The organism is Streptomyces sp. 15-116A, from assembly GCF_025290915.1.
Classification (GTDB): domain Bacteria; phylum Actinomycetota; class Actinomycetes; order Streptomycetales; family Streptomycetaceae; genus Streptomyces.
Genome location: NZ_JAOCQE010000116.1, coordinates 1 through 18,675 on the forward strand (window position 1 = coordinate 1; position 18,675 = coordinate 18,675).

Below are 18,675 nucleotides of genomic sequence, written 5' to 3' on the forward strand. Positions count from 1 at the left end.
TCGGTGGGCTGGTTCTGGGGGTCTGACGTGGGGAGGTGCGCCGTGCCGCTGCCGCTGCCGCTTCCGGTGCCCGAGTGCCCGGGGGTGGCTGCGGGGCGGCTGTCCGTTCCGCGTGACAGAAGGCGCAGCCACCGGCCCAGGGTCTCCCGTAGGTCCTCCGGACGGACCACCGCGTCCGCCGCGCCCGCAGCCACCTGGGCCTCCGCCGTGTACGCCGCCGGGTCCGCGTCCCGGGGGCGGACCCGGGAGCCGGCGAAGCCGACCTGGGCGCCGGGGAGGGCCAGGACGATGTCGGCGCCCGCGCCCAGGGTGGCCCAGCCGCCGCCCGTCGTCGGGTCGCGGAGCACCGCGATCTGCGGGAGGCCGGCCTCGCGGGTGAGCGTCGACTCGCGGGCCACGCGCTGGAGTTGGGTGAGGGCGAGCATGCCCTCCTGCATCCGGCTGCCGCCCGTGGCGACCAGCGGCACCACCGGCAGCCGGTGCTCGCGGGCGTGGGTGTACGCCGCCACCAGCCGGTCGCCGGTGCGCTCGCCGAGGGAGCCGCCCAGGTAGCCGAACTCGAACGCGATCAGCACGGCACGGGTGCCGCCGACATGGGCGGTGCCGCAGATCACCGACTCCTGCTCGCCGGTGCGCTCGGCGGCGCGGGCGCGGGCGGCGTCGTAGCCCGGCCAGGCGAGCGGGCCGTCCGGGGCGGACTCCCTTATGGGCGAGGGAAGTTCGGTGAAGTCGTCGGTGATCAGGGCGAGGGTTTCGCGCGCGGAGAGACCGTCAGTCATGGCTCAGCGCCCGCTTCATGATCTTGCCCATGTCGTTGCGGGGGAGTGCGTCGAGGAGGTGGAGCACGCGCGGGCGCTTGTGCGGGGCCAGCCGGCGGGCCACATGCTCGGCCAACTCCTCCAGCCCCGGCGGGGACTGCGGGTCGGCCGGTACCACCCACGCCACGATCCGCTCGCCCAGATCGGCGTCCGGCTCCCCGGTCACCGCCGCCTCCCGCACGCCCGGATGCTCCAGGAGCGCGTTCTCGATCTCACCGGCGCCGATCTTGTAGCCGCCGCTCTTGATCAGATCCGTGGCCTTGCGGCCGACGATGCGGACATAGCCGTCCGGCTCGCGCACCGCCATGTCCCCGGTGCGGAACCAGCCGTCGCCGGTGAAGGCGCCCGCCGTGGCGTCGGGACGGTTGAGGTACTCGGTGAACAGGTTCGGCCCGCGCACCTGGATCTCACCGACCGTCTCCCCGTCGTACGACGTCACCGGCGAGCCGTCCTCCTCCACCAGCCGCAGCTCCACGCCCGGCAGCGGCACGCCCACGGTGCCGGGGCGGGCCTCGCCGTCCGCGCGGACGCTGGTGTTCATCAGCGTCTCCGTCATGCCGTACCGCTCGATCACGCGCCGCCCGGTCGCCGCCGCGATCCGCTCGTGGTCGTGCACGGGCAGCGCGGCGGAGCCGGACACCAGCAGCCGGGCCGAGGCGAGGGCCTTGACCAGCTCGGGCTCGGTGGGCAGCGCCTCCGCGATGCGGTGGTACATCGTCGGCACACCGAACAGCATCGTGGCGCCGGAGTTCAGCTCCCGCGCGACGCCCTCGGTGGTGAAGCGGCCGAGGTGCCGCACGGAGCCGCCGCGCCGGAGCGGGCCGAGGATGCCCAGCACCAGCCCGTGCACATGGAACAGCGGCAGCCCGTGGACGAGGACGTCGTCACCGGTCCACTGCCAGGCGTCGGCGAGCGCGTCCAGGGTGGCGGCGACGGCCCGGCGGGGGATGACGGCACCCTTGGGCGGGCCGGTGGTGCCGGAGGTGTAGACGATCAGGGCGGGGGTCTCAGGGTCGGCGGCGTTCTCGGGCGGGCCGGGTGCGGTCGCGGTGATGTCGATATCAAGGCGGCGCACGTCCCGTACCGGGGCGGGTAGTTCTGCTCCCGGCGCGGTGAGGACGAGGTCGGGCGCGCTGTCGGCCAGGATGTGGCCGAGTTCCTTCTCGCCCGACTTCGGGTTCAGCGGCACCACGGCCACCCCGGCGAGCAGCCCCGCCGTGACCGCGACGGCCGTCTCCAGCTCCGGTGTGGCCCACACGGCGACCCGCCGCGCACCTCGCACACCACCCACCACGGCGGCCGCCGCCGCGCCGAGCTGGCCATAGGTCAGCGCGCGCTCCGGGAAGCGCAACGCGGGCCGATCGGGCGGGCCGTCGGTCAGGGCGGGGAAGAGAGAGGGCACGGGTCAGGCTCCTTGAGGTGAGGTGGTCTGTCCGGGTGGGTGAGGGGTTCGGCACTGATCCTGCCCGGGGTGGAGGTCCGACGACACCACGGCCGGGCGTGATCTGCGACCACACGGCCCCGGCCCCGGCCCCGACTCGGTGCGCGTGGGCGAAGCACAGCGGTCTGTCCCTGACCGTCACCGCCGGGGGGCTGGTCGTCCAGGCCACGGACGACGGCTCGGTTCGGCTCGGCGCGGCGCGGCGCGGCTCGGCGCAGCTGCGCCGGCGGGCGGGGGCGGACTGACGGGCGGCGCCCTTGTTAGCCTGCGGGGCGATCAGCTGTTCGTTCGTGGAGGGGGGCCGTCGTGGCTCGGATTGCGCTGGTGACCTGTCGGCCCGGGCCTGAGGTGGCCGAGGACCGGGATCTGCCGGGGCTGGTGCGGGCGCTCGAGGCGGCGGGGGCTGAGGCGGCGGCGGTCGTGTGGGATCAGGAAGGGGTGGACTGGGGGCGGTTCGATCTCGCCGTCATCCGGTCGACCTGGGACTACAGCTGGCGGGCCGCCGAGTTCACGGCGTGGGCCGAGCGGTGCGGCCAGGCCACGCGGCTGGCCAATCCGGCGGACGTGGTGCGCTGGAACGCCGACAAGCGGTATCTCGGGGAGCTGGCCGAGGCGGGGGTGCCCGTGGTCGACACCCGGTACGTCGCGGCGGGGGAGCCGCTCGATCTTCCCGCGGACGGCGAGTTCGTCGTCAAGCCGACGTCCGGTGCCGGTGCGCGGTTCGCCGCCCGCTACACGCCCGACGAGCACGACACCGCCGTACGGCAGCTGCGGCGGATGCACGCCGAGGGGTTCACGGCGATGGTGCAGCCGTACGTGCGCAGCATCGACACGGCGGGGGAGCGGGCCCTGCAGTTCTTCGGCGGGAGCCTGCTGCACGCCAGCCGCAAGGGCCCGGTGCTGGCCCCCGGCACCGCGTACGACGCGCGCAAGGTCGCCCACCCCGGCCTGACGTCCTGGACCCCGACGGACGCCGAACTCGCTGTCGCCGAACGGGCGTTGGCGGCCGTGCCCGGTGCGCCCGAGCTGCTGTACGCGCGCGTGGACCTGGTGGACGGTGACGACGGGCAGCCGCGCGTGATGGAGCTGGAGCTGGTCGAGCCGAATCTGTTCCTGTCGTTGCACCCGGAGTCGGTGCCGCGCGTGGTGGACGCGATCCTCAAGGCTGCGACGGAGGGCTGACCGCCGTGCGTTGCAGCAGGCCCCAGGTGAACTCGGCCACCACGTCGTGCCGTTCGCCCTGCCCGTCCGGTGCCGTGAAGGCCAGGCCCCAGCGGGTGGGGGCCGTGCCCTCCAGGGGGCGGGCCGGGGCGAAGGCGCGGGCGGCCTCGTCGACCGTGCAGGACCAGGGGGTGAGGTCCTCCACCGTGCGCAGCTCAGGCGGCTCGGCGTGCGGGGCGCGGACCAGCCACTCGTTCCAGACGGCACCCCCGGGCGCGGTCAGCACCTCGAAGCGCAGGTCGGGCCAGAGCGGGAGCTGCCACTGCCAGGCCTCGCAGTCCAGGTCGCCGATCCGGCGCGGTGCGCGGGACTCCGGTTCGCCCAGGATCGAGCGGTAGCGCGAGAGGGCCGGCCGGGAGCGCGGTGAGCGGACCATCGCCTGCCAGCGCTTGTTGGCCTCGCGCATCTGCGCCAGGGAGACGCCCAGTTCCTGGCGGGCGTCCGCCACGAGGTCCGGGTTGTGGTCGGCCATGCGGCGCAGCAGCACGAGCTGGAAGTCGCGTCGCGTGAAGGGGCTAGCGGGGTGTTTTCCGGTGGGCACGCGCACCATCGTCGCGCACCGGGAAGCCACCGGGGCGGCGGCCGTCCGGCAGGAACAGCACCGAGTTGACGTAGCGGGGGCCGCGCAGGATCCCGTACGGCAGGACGCGGCGGAGCAGCCCGCGGGAGACGACGTAGGACGCCTCGGCCTGATGGGCCTCCAGCGGGAAGCGGGACAGGGGGAGCCAGGTGTCGCCGGGCAGGACCCAGCCGTCGTAGCCGAGCAGCGACAGATACGTCACCACCGGCGCGACGGGCTGGATACGGGACTCCAGTTCGACGAACAGGGCCGGGCGGTCGCGGGCCAGCAGGCCGGTCGCCCCGCGCAGCACCGCCGACTCGCTGCCGTCGACATCGATCTTGATGAAGCCGACGTTCTTCAGGCCGAGTTCGTCCAGCGTGACGCAGGTGACGTCGAGGGCCTGGCCGTGGATGTCCCGGCGGACCAGGGACGACACACCCCGGTCGCCGCCGTCGTCCGGCGGCAGCCACAGGCGGGCGATACCGGGGCGGTCGGATGCGGCGGCGCGGATCACCTGCACGTTCGGCGGGGAGGTGGCGGCGAGCAGCCGGGCCAGGTGCGGCACCGGTTCGACAGTCACCACGCGGCGGGCGCGTCCAGCCAGGCGGCGCGTCCAGGGGCCGTACCAGCCGCCGACGTCCACCGCCGTGTCGCAGTCGGGCGGACACATCTCGGCGAGCCGCGCCAGCTCCGGTTCGAAGCGGGGGTAGACCGCGCGGGCCGCCGCGGCGACGACCCGGGTGGGCAGGAAGGACGCCACGCGGGCCGCGAGGGTGGGGCGCGCGCTCACGGGGCGGGTTCCTCGGGGCCGATGAGCGTCAGCAGTTCCTCGTGCTCCGCGTCCGTGACCTGCTCACCGGAGGACGGCAGCAGCTGCGGCACACCGTCGACGATCGGATAGCGGCGGCGCAGCCGCGGGTTGTACAGCGCCTCGCGGTCGCCGGGCACGAGACGCAGCGGGCCCTTGTCGAGTGGGCAGGCCAGGATCTTCAGCAGCGGGTCGTCGGGTTTCACGGTGGGGTCAGCTCCTTCGCGCCGGTGGGGGAGGGTGGGGCGGGTGCGTCGTGTTTCGGCATGGCGAGGAGCACGGCGACCGCGAGCACGGTGCCCGCGATCCGCAGGGCCAGCCGCAGCGGCTCGTCCGGCAGCTCCTCGCCGAACGACAGCGTGCCGAGCACCGCCGTGTACAGGCAGGTCACGGTCGTGCACACCGGCACGATCAGCGAGGCCCGGCAGCGCTGGAGCGCCGCCTGCGACATCACCAGGCCGAACGCGCCGGTGAACAGCAGCAGATACGGGTACGGGGAGCGCAGCAGATCGAGGACGGCCCCGCCGAGCCCGTCGGCCGTCAGATGGCTCGACACGCCCTTGATGGCGAGCGAGCTGACGCCGTAGAGCAGGCCGACGGCCACGCCGTACTCGACGCCGGTGGTGGGCAGCCGGTGCCGGTGGCGGGCGTTGCGCTCGGCGGAGCTGTAGAGCCACACCCCGGCCGCGAGCGACGGCACGCACACCAGCAGGATCAGCGGATACGGCGCCTCCTGCCCGACCGTGTCCGCGCCGGGGCCGCCCTCGCGCAGCGACAGCACCACCATCAGCAGCGCGAGCAGGATCGCGCCGAGCGCGTACCGCTCCCGGCCGCTGGTCCGCTCGCCGAGCAGCCGCGCCGACAGCAGCACCAGCAGCACCAGACCGGAGACGAAGATGCCCTGGGCGGCGGCGATCGGCAGCGTGGCGTACACCGCGAGCTGGGCGGCGAAACCGGCCGCGAGGGCCAGCGAGCCGCCGATCCACAGGGGGCTGCCCAGCACCAGCCGCAGCAGCCGCGCCGGCTGCCGGATCGTTACTGCGGGCAGGGTGGCCAGCGCCCGCTTCTCCAGGACGAACCCACCGCTGTACAGGACGTTCGCCAACAGGGCCGCGGCCACTCCCCACCACATGCTCCCCGTCCCCCCTTCACGTCCTTCGCGCGTGCAGCAGCAGGATCGACGCCAGCGACGGTCTGGCACAGGCCAGCCGGTCCAGGGGACGCAGGGGACGCGGTACGCCGTGGAAGGGCGCGCCTTCCAGGCGTACGACGGTGAAGCCGGACGCGGCGACGAACTCCCGCAGCGCGCGGGCGGTGTAGAGCCGCAGATGCCCGACGACCTCCGTGCCCGGCCGCCCGTGGATGCCGCGCAGGCTGACCTCGGAGAACACCGGCTGCACGCCCGCCAGCAGCAGCGCCCGGTTGTACCAGGCGGCGAGATTCGGCGTGGACAGCATCAGATGGCCCCCGGGGCGCAGCACGCGGCGGATCTCGTCCAGGGCGGCGTCCGGGTCGACGAGATGCTCGATCACCTCGCTGAACAGCACTGCGTCCGCCGAGGAGTCCGCGAACGGCAGCCCGCCGCCGGTCAGTTCACCGCGCACCGCGTACGGGATGCGGGTGCGGGCGCGGGCGAGCGCGTCCTGGGACCAGTCGACGCCGACGATGCGGTGGCCGCGCAGGAAGGGGGCCGCGGTGGCGGCGGCGGTGCCGTCGCCGCAGCCGATGTCGAGCACGGTCTTCGCGCCGCTGCCTCCGGCCGGGCCGAGCGCCCGGGCCAGCATGCGGGCCTGGCGGCGACTGCGGGCGGGGCCCGAGGCGACGGGGACGGCGGGGTTCTCGTAGAAGTCGCGCAGGTCGCGGGGCGGAGGTGCGGTGGCCGTCACTCAGATCGCCTCCGTGGTGTGCAGATAGTGCTCGAACAGATCGCGGAGATGCGCGCCGTCGCCGTGACTGAGCAGGGACCGCGACCAGCGCAGCGCCAGATGCAGCCGGCCCGCGGTGGAGGCGGTGGTGACGGTGAGGCCGCGCGGCATCCGGGCGGGGGCCGAGAACCACACGGCGTGCGCGCGGCCCGCCTCCTCGCCGAAGTCCAGGGGGTACGGGATCCGGCCGATGTTGCTGAGCAGTGTGGTCGACGTCCAGGGCGCCGCCGCCCTGCGCAACGCCCGGGTGAGGGCGGCCCGGCAGGCCACCGGCGCCCAGGGCGCGGTGAGCAGCGCGGCACCGTGGCCGAGCTGCGGCCGGGGGAGCGACTTCAGCGCACGGGTCCGCAGCGCGGTCCTGCGCAGCAGCTCCGGCATCTCGGCCGGGTCCAACTCCTCGGATGCGAAAGGGACTTCGACGAGCCGGGTGCCGTTGCCGATGGGCATGGAGGCGTCCCGGGGGCGGTCGTCGACCGGCATGGTGATGCGCAGCGGGCGGGGCTTGGCGCCGTGCTCCCGGTTCCAGTGGGCGATCGTCAGTGCCGTCGTCACCATCAGCTGGTCGTTCACCGTGTACGGCGCGCCCTTGGGCCGGTGCGGCAGCCGCAGCTCGGTGACGAGCATCCCGTTCCCGGGCGACGGCTCCGGAGCCCCGGCCGCGACCCGCGCGGGCGGCGCCCAGTTCGACGGCATGTCCTGCGGGGGCTGCGGCGTCTCGGGGGGCCGTACAGGGGGAGCGGCGGCGGAGTTGTCCCGGCCGCCGTAGAGCTCGGCGGCGGTCGCGAGGACGCGGAGGCAGGCGGGGCCGTCCAGGGCGGTGTGGTTGATGGTGAGGAAGAGGACGGTGCCGCCGGCGGTGGTGCCGGGGCCCGTGTGCGCGGGGTGCGATGCCGAGCCGGTGGCTGTGTCGGGCGTCGACCGCGTCCGCGCACCGGATGCGGTGGCGCCCGCCGGGAGTGTCCCGGAGTTGCCGCCGGGCAGGGTGGCGCCCACCGCGTCGCTCGCCTCGCTGCCCTCCGCCGCGTGGGCCGGGGAGACCACCTCCAGGCGGATGGGCGGGGACGCGGTGAGCGGGGGTGCCTGGGTCAGGGCGCGGGTGCGGGCGTCGCGCAGGGCGTCACGTCCCGGGGGCGGGAAGGTCACCACCTCCACGTCCGGGTCCTCGGTCAGCTCCCACTCGTAGCGCCGCCGGTACCAGGGGCCCGGCGCCTCACGCATCAGGATGCGCGGATGCCGGCGCAGCGCCTCCACGAACGCCTTGCGCAGCCGGGCCTCGTCCAGCGGGCCCGGCAGATGCACCTCGATGTGCACCGTCTCCGGCTCCTCCTCCTGGAGACAGTGCCGGGCGACTTCGTCGACCACCGGGAAGGGGACGCGGACAGGTGCGGTCATACGGAGCCCTCCCTCCCCGAGTCACCGGGCGCCCTCGGAATCCGCCGCGTGGGCGGGTCGGAGGCGGCGGGCGGCGGCTGCCCGGCGCCGGGCGGTGATGCGCTCGGTGCCGATGCGTCCGGCGTCGCGGCCTTCGGCGGCACAGGGCTCGGCGGCTCCGGGGGCGTCGAATATCCCGAAGCCGGTGGCGATGCGCGCCGCGGCTCCGGGCCAGGCGCCTGCGCCCCGCCAGGTGCCGGTGCCGGAGGCAGTACCGCCGTCGTCCCGGGGTCCTGCGCACCCCCGACCGACTCCGCCCGCTCCTCTCCTCCGCGCGGCTCACCGATGCTCACCAGCGCCGCGAACAACCCGATCAACGCGAGCAGTTGGGCCGCATGACCAAACGCACCCTCACCCGCGCCCACCGGCTCGCCCGCCCCCGTCGCCGCCGCCACACCCGCGCCCGCGAGGGACACGAACGCGACCGGTGCCAGGACCCCCGGCCGACGCGAGGCCAGGACCGCGAGCGCCGGGACCAGCAGGGCCCACCAGCCCGCGACGATCACGCCGGCCAGCGTCAGTGCCACCGCGCCCAGCCACAGTCCCGGCGCCGCCGGAACCTGCTGCGGCTCGTCGGGGTTCTCCGCCTTCCGGCGCCACAGCACCAGCCCGATCAGCACCGCGATCCCGACCCCGCTGCCGATCAGCGCGGCGTCGTACGTCGTGGCCGGCTCGTAGGACAGCTTCACCGTGCCGCCCGCGCCCGCCGGGATCCGCCAGCCCTGCTGCCAGCCGTCCAGCCGCAGCGGGGTGAGTTCCTCGCCGTCGAGGGTCGCGGTCCAGCCCTCGTTGTAGTTCTGATACGTCGTCAGGTACGACGCCGCGCCCGAGCCGACGCTCACCTCCCGGCGGTCGCCCAGCCAGTCCTGTATCCGCATCTCACGCCCACTCGTCGCCGCCTCCGGCACGCTCCCGCGGGTCAGCGTCACCTCGGTCAGCGCCAGCGGCCCGGCGTCGCCGCCCTCGACCCGGTGCGGGCCCGCGGACAGCTCCAGCTGCTCCTCGCCGCGCCCCTCCTGACACAGTGTCACCTGCACCGGGCGCCGCTCCACCAGGTCCCGGACCGTGCCCTTGACGCTCGTCTCGTACAGCTCGCCGTCGACCGCAAGGACCGGCCCCTTCCCGCACGGCAGCGAGAACTCCCGGCCGCCGGACGGCTGCGGGGTGCGGTACTGCTCCAGTGCCGGGACGTACGCCTCGGTCAGGCCCACCGGAAGCTGCAGGTCCTCGTCGACGACGGGGTTGTGCAGGGTGAGCGGGGCGGTCTGGGTGATGGTGATGTCCAGCCGGTCAGTGGTGATCGGCGGGAAGCGGACGATGCCGTTCTCGTCGACGCCCGCGATGGCCGCGCCGTCCGGGGAGCTGATGTGCACCTCGGCGGCCCGCGTGGACAGTCCGCCCGCCGGGGCCAGGACCACTTCACCGACCGCCTGCTTGCCCTCCCAGCTCAGATGGATCGTCGGCCGGTCGCCCGCGATCCACGCCGTGGTCAGATCACCGTCGGTGAGATTCCGCGCGGACAGCCCCGCACCGAGCCGCGCCGTGGAGTCGGCGGTGGCGACGATCCGGTCCCGCTGCTCGGGCGCCACCTCGTACAGCAGCCGGTCCAGCGCCTCACCGGGCACCGCCACCGCGTTCGCCCGCACCTCGTACGTCCCCGCCGTGCCCGTGGTGAACCGGCGGTGCAGCCCTGCCTCGGTGCCGGTGGCGGACAGCCCGGTCGGGTCGGCGGCCCGGTGCAGCGAGACGATCTGCGCGGCGGCCGTGGAGTTCTCCGCGTCGGCCGGCAGCCGCAGCAGCCGTGTCACCTGCACGTCGGGCAGGTCGATCTCGGTGAAGCCCGCCCCGGCCAGACCGGAGGTCCGGGCCACCGAGTCGACGATCGTCAGCTTCATCCACCGCGTGCCGCCCTCGTGCGCCTTGATCCGCTGCTTGGTGCCGTCGGCCCGCAGGAAGCTGGTCTCGGAGCCGTTCTCCGTCTCGACCCGCACCTTGGTCGCCGCGGCCCGCACGCTGTCCTGCGGCAGTGGCGTGATGCCGATGGAGTCAGGCATCTCATAACGGCCGTTGAACTCGATCCGCAGCCACTGCCCGTCCGGCGAATCCGCCGAACCCTCCGCCCACGCGGTGCCCGGGTCGCCGTCGAAGGCGTTCACCGGGTCGAACTGCGGCAGATGGAACAGCCAGTTGCCGTACGAGGAGGCCGTCACCGAGCGGGCGCCGCGCAGCTCGGCCACCGTCTGGTGCACCTGCCCCTCGGTCGGCAGGATCTGGTGCGGCCCCTCACCCGCGTCCTGCGCGGCATCCGGAGCGTTGCGCTCGTCCTTGGTGTACGTGTACGACGTGTTGGCGTTGACCAGCCCGAACCGGGTGTCCGCGCGCCGCATCCCGTCACCGATCACCTGCACGGGCGGCGTGCCGAGCCCCGGGTGATGGTCACCGGTCAGCACCGCCGGCCGCCCCCGCAGCTCACCGGCCAGCGGCAGCAGCGACTCCGGACCACCGGAGACCACCGCCGTGTCCGCGATCGGCGCCAGCGATGCCTGCCCCGGACGCGGCACGTCGGCACCGGTCGGGCGGTAGATCTCCACCGCCCGCTGCCGCGGATACAGCCCCTCCACCTGCAACGGCGTGTCGTCCGCGATCCGCCCGCCGGTCGTCACCGGCCCGAGCCCGGTCACCCGCTCGTACCCGGACTGCTCCAGCGTCCGCTTCACCGTCGTCGTCGGCACATAGCCCAGCTGATCCGGGTCCAGATCATTGCGGACGACCACATAGAAGACACCCGCCCGGCTCAAGTAGTCGGCCAGCCCCGGCACTTCGGCGCCTGTCATCAGCGCCTGCTCGACCGCGTCCATCGCCCGCCGGTTGCCGGGCGTCCCGAACGGCACGTAGTCGCGCTGCGCCCAGCGGGACTCGGCGACCACGTCCAGCGGCTGGTCGATGGTCGAGCCCCACGTGTAGACGCCGTGCGCGGTGGCCGGCACGACCAGCGCCCGCGAGTCGGGCGAGTACTTCTCCAGCCAGTCGGCCGTGGCCCGCCAGTACTTGGGGATCTCCTGGAACGAACCCGGCGTGAGAATCGACCCGTTGAGATACGGCCACACCAGCCCCGGCAGGATCAGCACCGCGGCCACCAGCGGCGCGAACCGCCGCCCGCGTGCCCGGCGTTCCCCGCCCGGCTCACGCTGTGCGACACCCACCAGATGGGCGATCCCCAGCACGAGCGCCAGCGCGAGCCCCGTCTGGAACTTGTAGATGTTCCGGAACGGCGCCAGCCAGCCGTCCAGCCAGTCCTGCACCACGCCGTGGAACGGCGCCCCGAACGCGCCCCCGTACCCGGCGAGCAGCACCAGCACCGCGACCAGCACCGTCAGCACCAGCCAGCGTCGCTCCGGCATGTCCCGCCGGGCCAGCCCCGCGAGCCCGAGCCCGGCCGCGAGCGCCGAGCAGACGATCACGAGCACCGAGGACGCCACCGCCCAGCCGGCCGGCAGCCACGCTTCACCGAAGTGCAGATACGCCACCCAGTTCCCGGCTCCGCGCAACGCCTCGGTCGCGGCCATGGTGTCGGTGGTCGTCCGCGCGCTCTCTATATAAGGCAGGAAGTTCTCGCCGTAGACGCCCAGCAACAGCAGCGGAATCCACCACCAGGCGGTCGCCACGATCACCGCCGGCACCCACCAGGCGATCAGCTTGCGCTGCCGTGGCCCCGGCGGCCGGGACAGCAGATACAGCCCGACCGGCACCAGCGAGGCCAGCGTCGACGCGGCATTGACCCCGCCCATGAACGGCACGAGCAGCGCCGACCGCAGGGCGGCGACCCGAGCCGCGTACCGCTCGTTCGTCAACGGCAGCAGCACCCACGGCAGCAGGGCGCCGGGCAGCGCGGCAGCGGACGTGGACCCCACCACGGTCGTGAAGACGGGCCACAACGCATAGGCGACCGCGGCGAGCAGCCGCGAGGCACGGCTCCCCACCCCCAGCCGCTCGGCCAGCCGCAGCGCACCCCAGAACGCCACCGACACGATCAGCGACATCCACAGCCGCTCGGCCAGCCACACCGGCAGGCTGACCAGGTCGCACACCCAGTAGAACGGCAGCATCGGCCACAGATAGCCGACGTACTGATCGGAGATCCCGCCGAACGACCCCCGGTCGTGCCACAGCTGCCCCAGGTCGGCGAGGAACTGACCGGGATCGACGGTCACCCCGAGCTTGGTGTCGAAGGTCTGCCGCCCCGGCTGCACCGCGACGAACAGCACGAACACCAGGGCCCAGAACCCCAGCAGCCAGCGCCGCGACCGCGGGCCCTCGGGGGGACCCGCAGCGGTCGCGGTGAGAGGGACGGCTGCCGGAGGGGGAGCCTGGACCGTGGTCGTCATTCGGGACACCGCCGGAGGATGAGGAGGAGGTTCCAGGTGGCGAACTCACGCAGGACCGGCGCCTTGACGACGGCCTCGGTGAGGAAGGGCCAGTAGCGGGAGCGCGCCGAGACGATCCGCACGTCGTCACGGGCGCGCACCTGCCGCAGCGTGGTGCCGATGTGCACGGGGAAGAGGTTCTCGCCGAGCGTGTGCTTGGCGTCCTTGCCGGTACGCCGCCGGTAGCGGGCGCGGGCCCGCTCGGCGCCGAAGTAGTGCCACGGGGCCCACTCGTGACCGCCCCACGGCGAGAGCCAGTTGGTGAACGACACATAGATCAGCCCACCGGGCCGGGTCACCCGGACCAGCTCACTGAGAAAGGTCTGCGGATCGGCCACGTGCTCCAGCACATTGGAGGAGAAGGCGACATCGGCGACCCCGTCGGCCAACGGCAGCAGATACCCGTCGGCGATCACGGCCCCGTCGGGCGGCTTCTTCCCGAGCTCCCGCAGATCGGGCTCGAACAGATAGGCAAACGCCCCACGCCGCCGAAACTCCTCGGTGAAGTACCCGCTCCCCCCACCGACGTCCACGACGACCCGCCCGGCAACGGCACGGTCGTACGCCTCGACTTGATCGACGGCATCCCGGGCAAGAAGCGAGTAACAGCCCTCGGGATCATCCTGCTCGCGCATGAAGGCCCGGAAGAGGGAAAGGGACCGCCGAAGAGAGGGATCCTTGAAAGACACGCGAGTGTCATAGGGGCGCGGGGCTGTATCGATGTGCGGCTCCGCCGCGGGGCGCGACCAGCCACGGACGACCGGCACTCGCGCGACAACCCGACCGAAACGGCGTTTAGGCGTCACGGCCCCCAACCTCGCACCGCCTCCGAAGCCACCGCCCTGAACTGCCGAACCGTCCGATCCCACCGATACCGCGCCGCCCGGTCCCGCGCCGCCTTCCCCATCAACTCCCGCCGATGAGAGGACAACGCCAACGTGCACCACGCGGCGGCGAACGACGACTCCCCCCGCGCCAGCACCCCCGTCTCCCCGTCCACCACGGAGTCCCGGAGCCCCGGCACGTCGAACGCGATCGCCGGCGTCTCCCGAGCCGCCGCCTCGGTGACGACCAGACCCCACCCCTCCACGGCGGACGGATGCAGCAACAGCCACGCCGCACACAGCAACCGGTGCTTCTCCGCCTCGGACACATGCCCGGCGAACTCGACGCCCGGTCCGGCCATCCGTTCCAGCCGCTCCCGCTCGGGCCCGTCCCCGACGATCACCAGCCGCCCGCCGGTCACGGGCCGCACCCGCTCCCACAGCCGCAGCAGCAGATCGATCCGCTTGTACTCGACGAGCCGCCCCACCGCCACGAACAGCGGCTCGGCGGATCGCCCGGTGAGCGGTCCCGGCTCCTCGACACCGTTGTGCACGATCCGTATCCGCTCGCGCGCGACCCCGATGCCGCGCAGCGCCTGCGCCGTCGACGGGGAGACGGCGACCATCAGCCCGCTCGGCCGGGCGGCGCCCAGCGCCCACTGTTCGAGTCTTCGCCCGATCCGCGCCGCCGGTGCCAGCGCGCCGCCGAAGCGCATGCCCCACAGATCGGTGTGCACATGGTTGACCAGGCACAGGGTGGGTCCGTGATGCCACAGCGGCGCCAGATACGGCATGCCGTTGCACACCTCGACCAGCAGATCGCAGTCGCCGACCTGACGGGCGAAGGCGGAGCGGGCGCGCAGATAGTGGCCGTAGGTGCCGCCCGCCGACACCACCCGGTAGTCGCGGAAGGCGGCCGGCCCTCCGCACAGCAGGGTGACCTGGTGTCCGAGGCGGGTCAGGCCGTCGGCGAGTCGGTCGACCAGCAGCTCGGAGCCGCCGGCGGAGGGATTGCCCAGGTCGCGGTGGGCGAGGAAGACGATCCGGCGGGGATGCGGGGGAGTCGCCGGAGGGTGCTGCGGCGCGCTGGGGGACGCGGGTCGCAGCATGGACGGAACGTGCTGGGGCATCGGTGCTCCAACTCGTGTCAGGGTGCGGAACTCAGCGTGGGGTCACAGCGTGGGGTCGGTGCGAACGGTGGGGTTGCGAACGGTGGGGTGGGGTGGGGTGGGGTGGGTTTCGGACCGGTGAGGGTGCGGTGGGGACACGGTGTGGTCGGGTGGGGATTGGACAGTTTTCGCCCACGCGTTCCCCACGGCTACTCACCGGTGTGACAATTTTCCGCTTTGTTGCAGCTGACGTCGTGTCACTTCGTGAGGGTCGGCTGGGGCATATCCGGCGTTTCAGCCATGTCCGGCGTTCCGTCTTCCTTCCGTCCACGTGCCACCAGAACCCCACCGGCCACCGCCAGAACGAATCCCGCCACCGCCGTCCCGATCGGCAACGTCTCGCCCACCAGCTGCAGTTGGCCGCTGTCCCGCTCGGCCTGGCGGACCGCCTCCTTCTGCGTCTCGGTGGTGAACGCGATCTTCTCGGCGTCCAGCAGCACCGCCGCGTCCTTCTCCCCGCCCGGTGCGCGCAGGGTGCGCCTGGGCCCGGTCTGCGCGTAGATCACCCGGCCGGTGGCCTGGTCGACGACGAGCTCGACGCCGTGGTTGGAGTACCACTCCTCGGCCAGCACCTGCGGCCGGTCCGGCTGGTCGACGATGCTGCCCGGGACGAGCCGGGTCCCGGCCTTGGTCGGCGGGACGGAGCCGGTGAACTTCAGGCCGGTGTAGCCCTGGACCTTCTCGGTGCCCTGGTAGCGCAGCACGACCGTGCCGCCGAGGGTGTTGTCCCACCACTGGTAGGACCGTTTCTGCACGTCGAAGGGGAACTTCAGATACGCCTCACCCTCGATGTACGGCTTCTCCTCGCAGCAGTGCACCGGCTCGGTCGTCTCGCGGTCCAGCACCCAGCGGTGGACGTTGACGTCCAGCGCGTCGTGCGGGTCGGCGGCCGGCAGGGACTTGTCCGTGTCGACCGTGGTGACCACGTCCCAGACGGCGTTTCCGCTGCGCTCGCTGTCCTCGACGTTGCCGCGCACGCGCTGGGTGACGGTGATCTTCTGGTCGGGGACCGTCTCGATCTTCTCGGTGTCGAAGACGCTGCCGCGTCCGGTGTAGACGGCGGTGGTGTCGATGTCGATCGGGTTCACCGCGGCACGCGGTTGCACGTACCACGCCAGCAGGGGGGCCAGCACCAGCAGAAAGGTGCCGAAACCCAGTACGACCAGGGAGAAAGGGGAAGCTGTACGGCGCATCCGGGCACTCCAGAGGCTTGGGACGGCGCGACGGGTCAGGCCGGCGCCGTGAGGGAAAGTGCGCATCCGGTATTGGGGCGGGAACCGTAGGCGCCCCTTGACGGAGTGTCAATGTCATGTCGACACTGTGGGCACGACCGCATGGGTGGCGGGACACGATGCCGGGGGTGGGGAACCTCCCGACAGAGAGGCTGACCCTGCGATGTCCAGACTGCTCGCTGCCGCGTTGACCGTCGCGCTCGGCGCGGCCCTCGCCGTGGGCGCCGCGCTCGGTGTGGTCGCCCTGCTCGAAGCGAGGCCCGACCAGCCGAACACCCCCTTGATCACCTACGAGCAGGCCGGTCAGGGGAGTTGACCCGTGCCGGCCTCCCGCACCCTCACGACCCGGTCCGCCTGGCACGACGTACCGCGCTACCAGGTGCGCCGGTTCGCCGAGATCGCCATGGCGGAGGCGCCCGCGCTGGCCGAGCAGATCATGAGCGAGATCCAGCGCGAGTACCCGCACCTGCCCGTCGTCCTGGACGACTCCGGCGAGCCCATGGCCCTGGTCGGCATCCGCCGCGCCATCGAGGTGTTCGTACAGCACCTGGAGAACTCCGAGGGCCGGCCGACCGTGCCGCCCGGCGTGTTCCAGGAGTTCGGGCGGGGTGAGGGCCTGCACGGCAGGTCGCTCGACTCGCTCCAGGCGATCTACCGCATGGGCGTGCGCCTGGCCTGGCGCTGCTTCGCCGAGATCGGCCAGCGCGTCGACATCCCGCCCCCCGCGATGTACGAACTGGTCGACGCGGGCTACGAGTACCTGGACGGCCTGGTCGACCAGTCCGTACGGGGGTACGCCGAGGCCGCCGCCCGGCAGGCCGGGGAGCGGCTGCGGCTGCAGCGCAAGCTGATCGAGCTGCTGCTCGCCGAGCACCACCGGGGCGATCCGACCGACGCGCTCGCCGAACGGGCCGCCCGGATCGGCTGGCCGCTGCCGAAGAAGGTCGCGGCGGGAGTCCTGCTGCGCCCGGCCCGCGAGGCGATGGCACCGGCGGTCGGGCAGGGCGTCCTGCTCGACATGGAGTACGAGCAGCCCCGCATGGTCGTCCCCGAACCGGACGCCGCCGGCCGCCCCGAGCTGCTGCACCGCGCGCTCACCGGCTGGTCCGGCGCGATCGGCCCGCCGGTGCCGCTGGCCGACGCGGCGAAGTCGCTGCGCTGGGCGGAGGCCGCCGTACGTCTGATGGAGCGGGGGCTGCTGCCGTCCGGGGAGGTGCTGCACTGCACCGAGCACACCGAGGCCCTCGTGCTGCTCCAGCCCGAGGAACTGATCGACGACCTCGCGCTGCGATGCCTCGCCCCCCTGACCCACTGCGGCCCCACCCACGGCCGCCGCCTCGCCGAGACCCTGCTGGCCTGGCTGGAGACGCGCGGCGGCGCCCCCGAGGTCGCGGCCCGCCTCGGCGTCCACCCCCAGACCGTCCGCTACCGCCTGCGCCAGATCCGCGAACTGTGGGGCGACGAGATCGACGACCCGGACCGCCGCTTCGAACTGGAACTGGTCCTGCGCGCCCAGCGGCTGCGCGGAGCCCTGGGCGAGGTGCGCCGATGAGAAAGGTCCGGGGTGCGGACCACGTCACGCGTCCCGCACCCCGGACCTGAGGGTCAGCGGCGGCCCTGGAAGCGCGTCCGCAGACGCGGGGAGAGCCGGACGGCCGCGAATCCGGCGGCGGCCAGGGCGGCGGCCACGGTCATCAGCAGGGCGATGCCGCCCGCGCCGGTGTCGGCCAGACCGCCGAGGACGCCGGTCGCGGAGTCGCCGTCCCCGGAACCGCTGCCCGCGCCGTCGTCGTTGCCCGCGCCGTCGTCGTCACCGTTGCCGTCGGTACCGCCGTCACCGTCCGTGCCACCCGTGCCGGCGGAGGCACTCGGGCTGGGAGTGGCGGACGGGTCGCCCTTCTGCACGACCTCCACCGTGAAGGTGGCGCCGGCGCCACCGGAGACCTTCGCGGTGACGGTGTACGTGCCCGGGGCGTCACCGGCGACGATCTCCGGGGCGGTGGCGATGCCCTCGGCGTCGGCCGTCACCCGCACGCCCTCGGCGCCGTCCTCGAAGGTGGGAGCGCCGTCGAAACGGCTCGCCTCGATGCGGAAGTCCACCTCGGCGCCCGCGGACGGCTCGCCGTCGTCGGTCACCAGCGCCCGCAGCGCCTCGGGGAACGGCTGACCCGGCTCGGTCCTCTGGCCGTCACCCCCGACCGCCTCGACCTCATTGGCCAGGGGCTTCACCCGCAGCGTGAACACCTGCGTCAGCCCCGCGGAGGTGGCGCGCACGGTGAACTCGCCCTGGCGGGAGGTGGTGCTGATGGGCGGGGTCTGGGCGCGGCCCTGCGCGTCGGTGGCGATCGCGAGCTTCTTGGTCTCGTAGCTGGGGTCGAAGACGACACCCAGCCCGGACGGGTCCTCGATCGCGAACGTCACGGAGGCGTCCACGACCGGCTTGCCGTCCTTGTCCCGGACCGTCACGGCCAGCGGGGCGGACTCGGAGCCGGGGTCGACGGTCTGGTCGTCACCGGAGACCGCGCTCAGTTCCGCGGGGACGGTGCCCTTCCACTGGAGGACCACACGGCCGGGGCCGCCCGGCGCGTTGGGGCCGCCCTCGGCGACGCCGGAGTCGATCGGGTTGTCGGAGGGCGCCCAGAACGGGTCGTCCTTGCCGGGCGCCTTGGTGCGCTCGCCGACCAGCAGCTGCACGTCGCTCATCCGGTCCGGGTCGGCGTAGCTGGAGCCGCCGCCACCACTGCCGGTGAGCCGGTCGTCGTCGGCGGACCCGGCTCCACCGCCGCCGCCCGCGTATCCGGCGCCGCCGCCGCCACCGCC

Annotated in this window: 16 protein-coding genes and 1 pseudogene; 4 read left to right on the plus strand and 13 right to left on the minus strand. The window is 73.5% G+C overall.

Features of this window, described 5'->3' with window-relative positions:
• A partial coding sequence (locus N4P33_RS19365; RefSeq protein ID WP_313904542.1) for a carboxyl transferase domain-containing protein occupies positions 1 to 779 on the minus strand: 779 nt, incomplete at its 3' end.
• Positions 772 to 2,220 carry an acyl-CoA synthetase gene (locus tag N4P33_RS19370; RefSeq protein WP_260827892.1) on the minus strand — a complete coding sequence of 483 codons (1,449 nt, stop codon included), beginning with the start codon at positions 2,218 to 2,220 and terminating at the stop codon, positions 772 to 774. The genes N4P33_RS19365 and N4P33_RS19370, both read right to left, overlap by 8 nt.
• A 98-nt stretch (positions 2,221 to 2,318) precedes the next feature.
• Here N4P33_RS19370 and N4P33_RS19375 point away from each other — a divergent pair, with 98 nt between their 5' ends.
• Positions 2,319 to 2,504 (plus strand): hypothetical protein, encoded by a 186-nt coding sequence (locus tag N4P33_RS19375; protein WP_260827893.1) that lies wholly within the window; start codon positions 2,319 to 2,321, stop codon positions 2,502 to 2,504.
• A 61-nt stretch (positions 2,505 to 2,565) separates the two neighbouring features.
• Positions 2,566 to 3,441 (plus strand): RimK family alpha-L-glutamate ligase, encoded by an 876-nt coding sequence (locus N4P33_RS19380; protein WP_260827894.1) that lies wholly within the window; start codon positions 2,566 to 2,568, stop codon positions 3,439 to 3,441.
• Here N4P33_RS19380 and N4P33_RS19385 read toward each other — a convergent pair.
• From N4P33_RS19385 to N4P33_RS19430, 10 genes are all read right to left on the minus strand, one after another.
• On the minus strand, positions 3,419 to 4,030 hold the full coding sequence (locus N4P33_RS19385; protein ID WP_260827895.1) for a hypothetical protein: 612 nt from the start codon (positions 4,028 to 4,030) through the stop codon (positions 3,419 to 3,421). The two genes, N4P33_RS19380 and N4P33_RS19385, sit on opposite strands and share 23 nt — an antisense overlap.
• A complete protein-coding gene (locus N4P33_RS19390; protein ID WP_260827896.1) occupies positions 3,996 to 4,832 on the minus strand; it encodes an FkbM family methyltransferase in 837 nt (278 codons plus the stop codon). The genes N4P33_RS19385 and N4P33_RS19390 overlap by 35 nt, the downstream gene beginning before the upstream one ends.
• Complete coding sequence (locus tag N4P33_RS19395; protein ID WP_260827897.1) at positions 4,829 to 5,056, minus strand: Trm112 family protein; 228 nt, start codon at positions 5,054 to 5,056, stop codon at positions 4,829 to 4,831. The genes N4P33_RS19390 and N4P33_RS19395 overlap by 4 nt, the downstream gene beginning before the upstream one ends.
• Positions 5,053 to 5,982: a hypothetical protein gene (locus N4P33_RS19400; RefSeq protein ID WP_260827898.1), complete on the minus strand. Its 930-nt coding sequence runs from the start codon at positions 5,980 to 5,982 to the stop codon at positions 5,053 to 5,055. The genes N4P33_RS19395 and N4P33_RS19400 overlap by 4 nt, the downstream gene beginning before the upstream one ends.
• Positions 5,983 to 5,998: 16 nt before the next feature.
• Positions 5,999 to 6,736, minus strand: a complete 738-nt coding sequence (locus N4P33_RS19405; protein ID WP_260827899.1) for a bifunctional 2-polyprenyl-6-hydroxyphenol methylase/3-demethylubiquinol 3-O-methyltransferase UbiG — start codon at positions 6,734 to 6,736, stop codon at positions 5,999 to 6,001.
• Positions 6,737 to 8,167, minus strand: a complete 1,431-nt coding sequence (locus tag N4P33_RS19410) for a condensation protein (protein ID WP_260827900.1) — start codon at positions 8,165 to 8,167, stop codon at positions 6,737 to 6,739.
• Positions 8,164 to 12,591: an alpha-(1->3)-arabinofuranosyltransferase gene (locus N4P33_RS19415; RefSeq protein WP_260827901.1), complete on the minus strand. Its 4,428-nt coding sequence runs from the start codon at positions 12,589 to 12,591 to the stop codon at positions 8,164 to 8,166. Before N4P33_RS19415 ends, N4P33_RS19410 begins: the two co-directional genes overlap by 4 nt.
• Positions 12,588 to 13,265, minus strand: coding sequence for a class I SAM-dependent methyltransferase (locus N4P33_RS19420; protein ID WP_260827902.1), 678 nt, complete (start codon positions 13,263 to 13,265; stop codon positions 12,588 to 12,590). Before N4P33_RS19420 ends, N4P33_RS19415 begins: the two co-directional genes overlap by 4 nt.
• Before the next feature lie 167 nt (positions 13,266 to 13,432).
• Positions 13,433 to 14,584 carry a glycosyltransferase family 4 protein gene (locus N4P33_RS19425; protein WP_260827903.1) on the minus strand — a complete coding sequence of 384 codons (1,152 nt, stop codon included), beginning with the start codon at positions 14,582 to 14,584 and terminating at the stop codon, positions 13,433 to 13,435.
• A 236-nt stretch (positions 14,585 to 14,820) separates the two neighbouring features.
• On the minus strand, positions 14,821 to 15,816 hold the full coding sequence (locus N4P33_RS19430) for a DUF3068 domain-containing protein (RefSeq protein ID WP_260827904.1): 996 nt from the start codon (positions 15,814 to 15,816) through the stop codon (positions 14,821 to 14,823).
• A gap of 202 nt (positions 15,817 to 16,018) precedes the next feature.
• Here N4P33_RS19430 and N4P33_RS19435 point away from each other — a divergent pair, with 202 nt between their 5' ends.
• Entirely contained in the window at positions 16,019 to 16,171 is a 153-nt protein-coding gene (locus N4P33_RS19435) for a hypothetical protein (RefSeq protein ID WP_260827905.1), read from the plus strand.
• 3 nt (positions 16,172 to 16,174) lie between these two features.
• A complete protein-coding gene (locus N4P33_RS19440; RefSeq protein WP_260827906.1) occupies positions 16,175 to 17,407 on the plus strand; it encodes a helix-turn-helix domain-containing protein in 1,233 nt (410 codons plus the stop codon).
• A 53-nt stretch (positions 17,408 to 17,460) separates the two neighbouring features.
• Here the strand turns inward: N4P33_RS19440 and N4P33_RS19445 are convergent.
• Positions 17,461 to 18,675, minus strand: a pseudogene (locus tag N4P33_RS19445) (hypothetical protein); the annotation flags it as partial.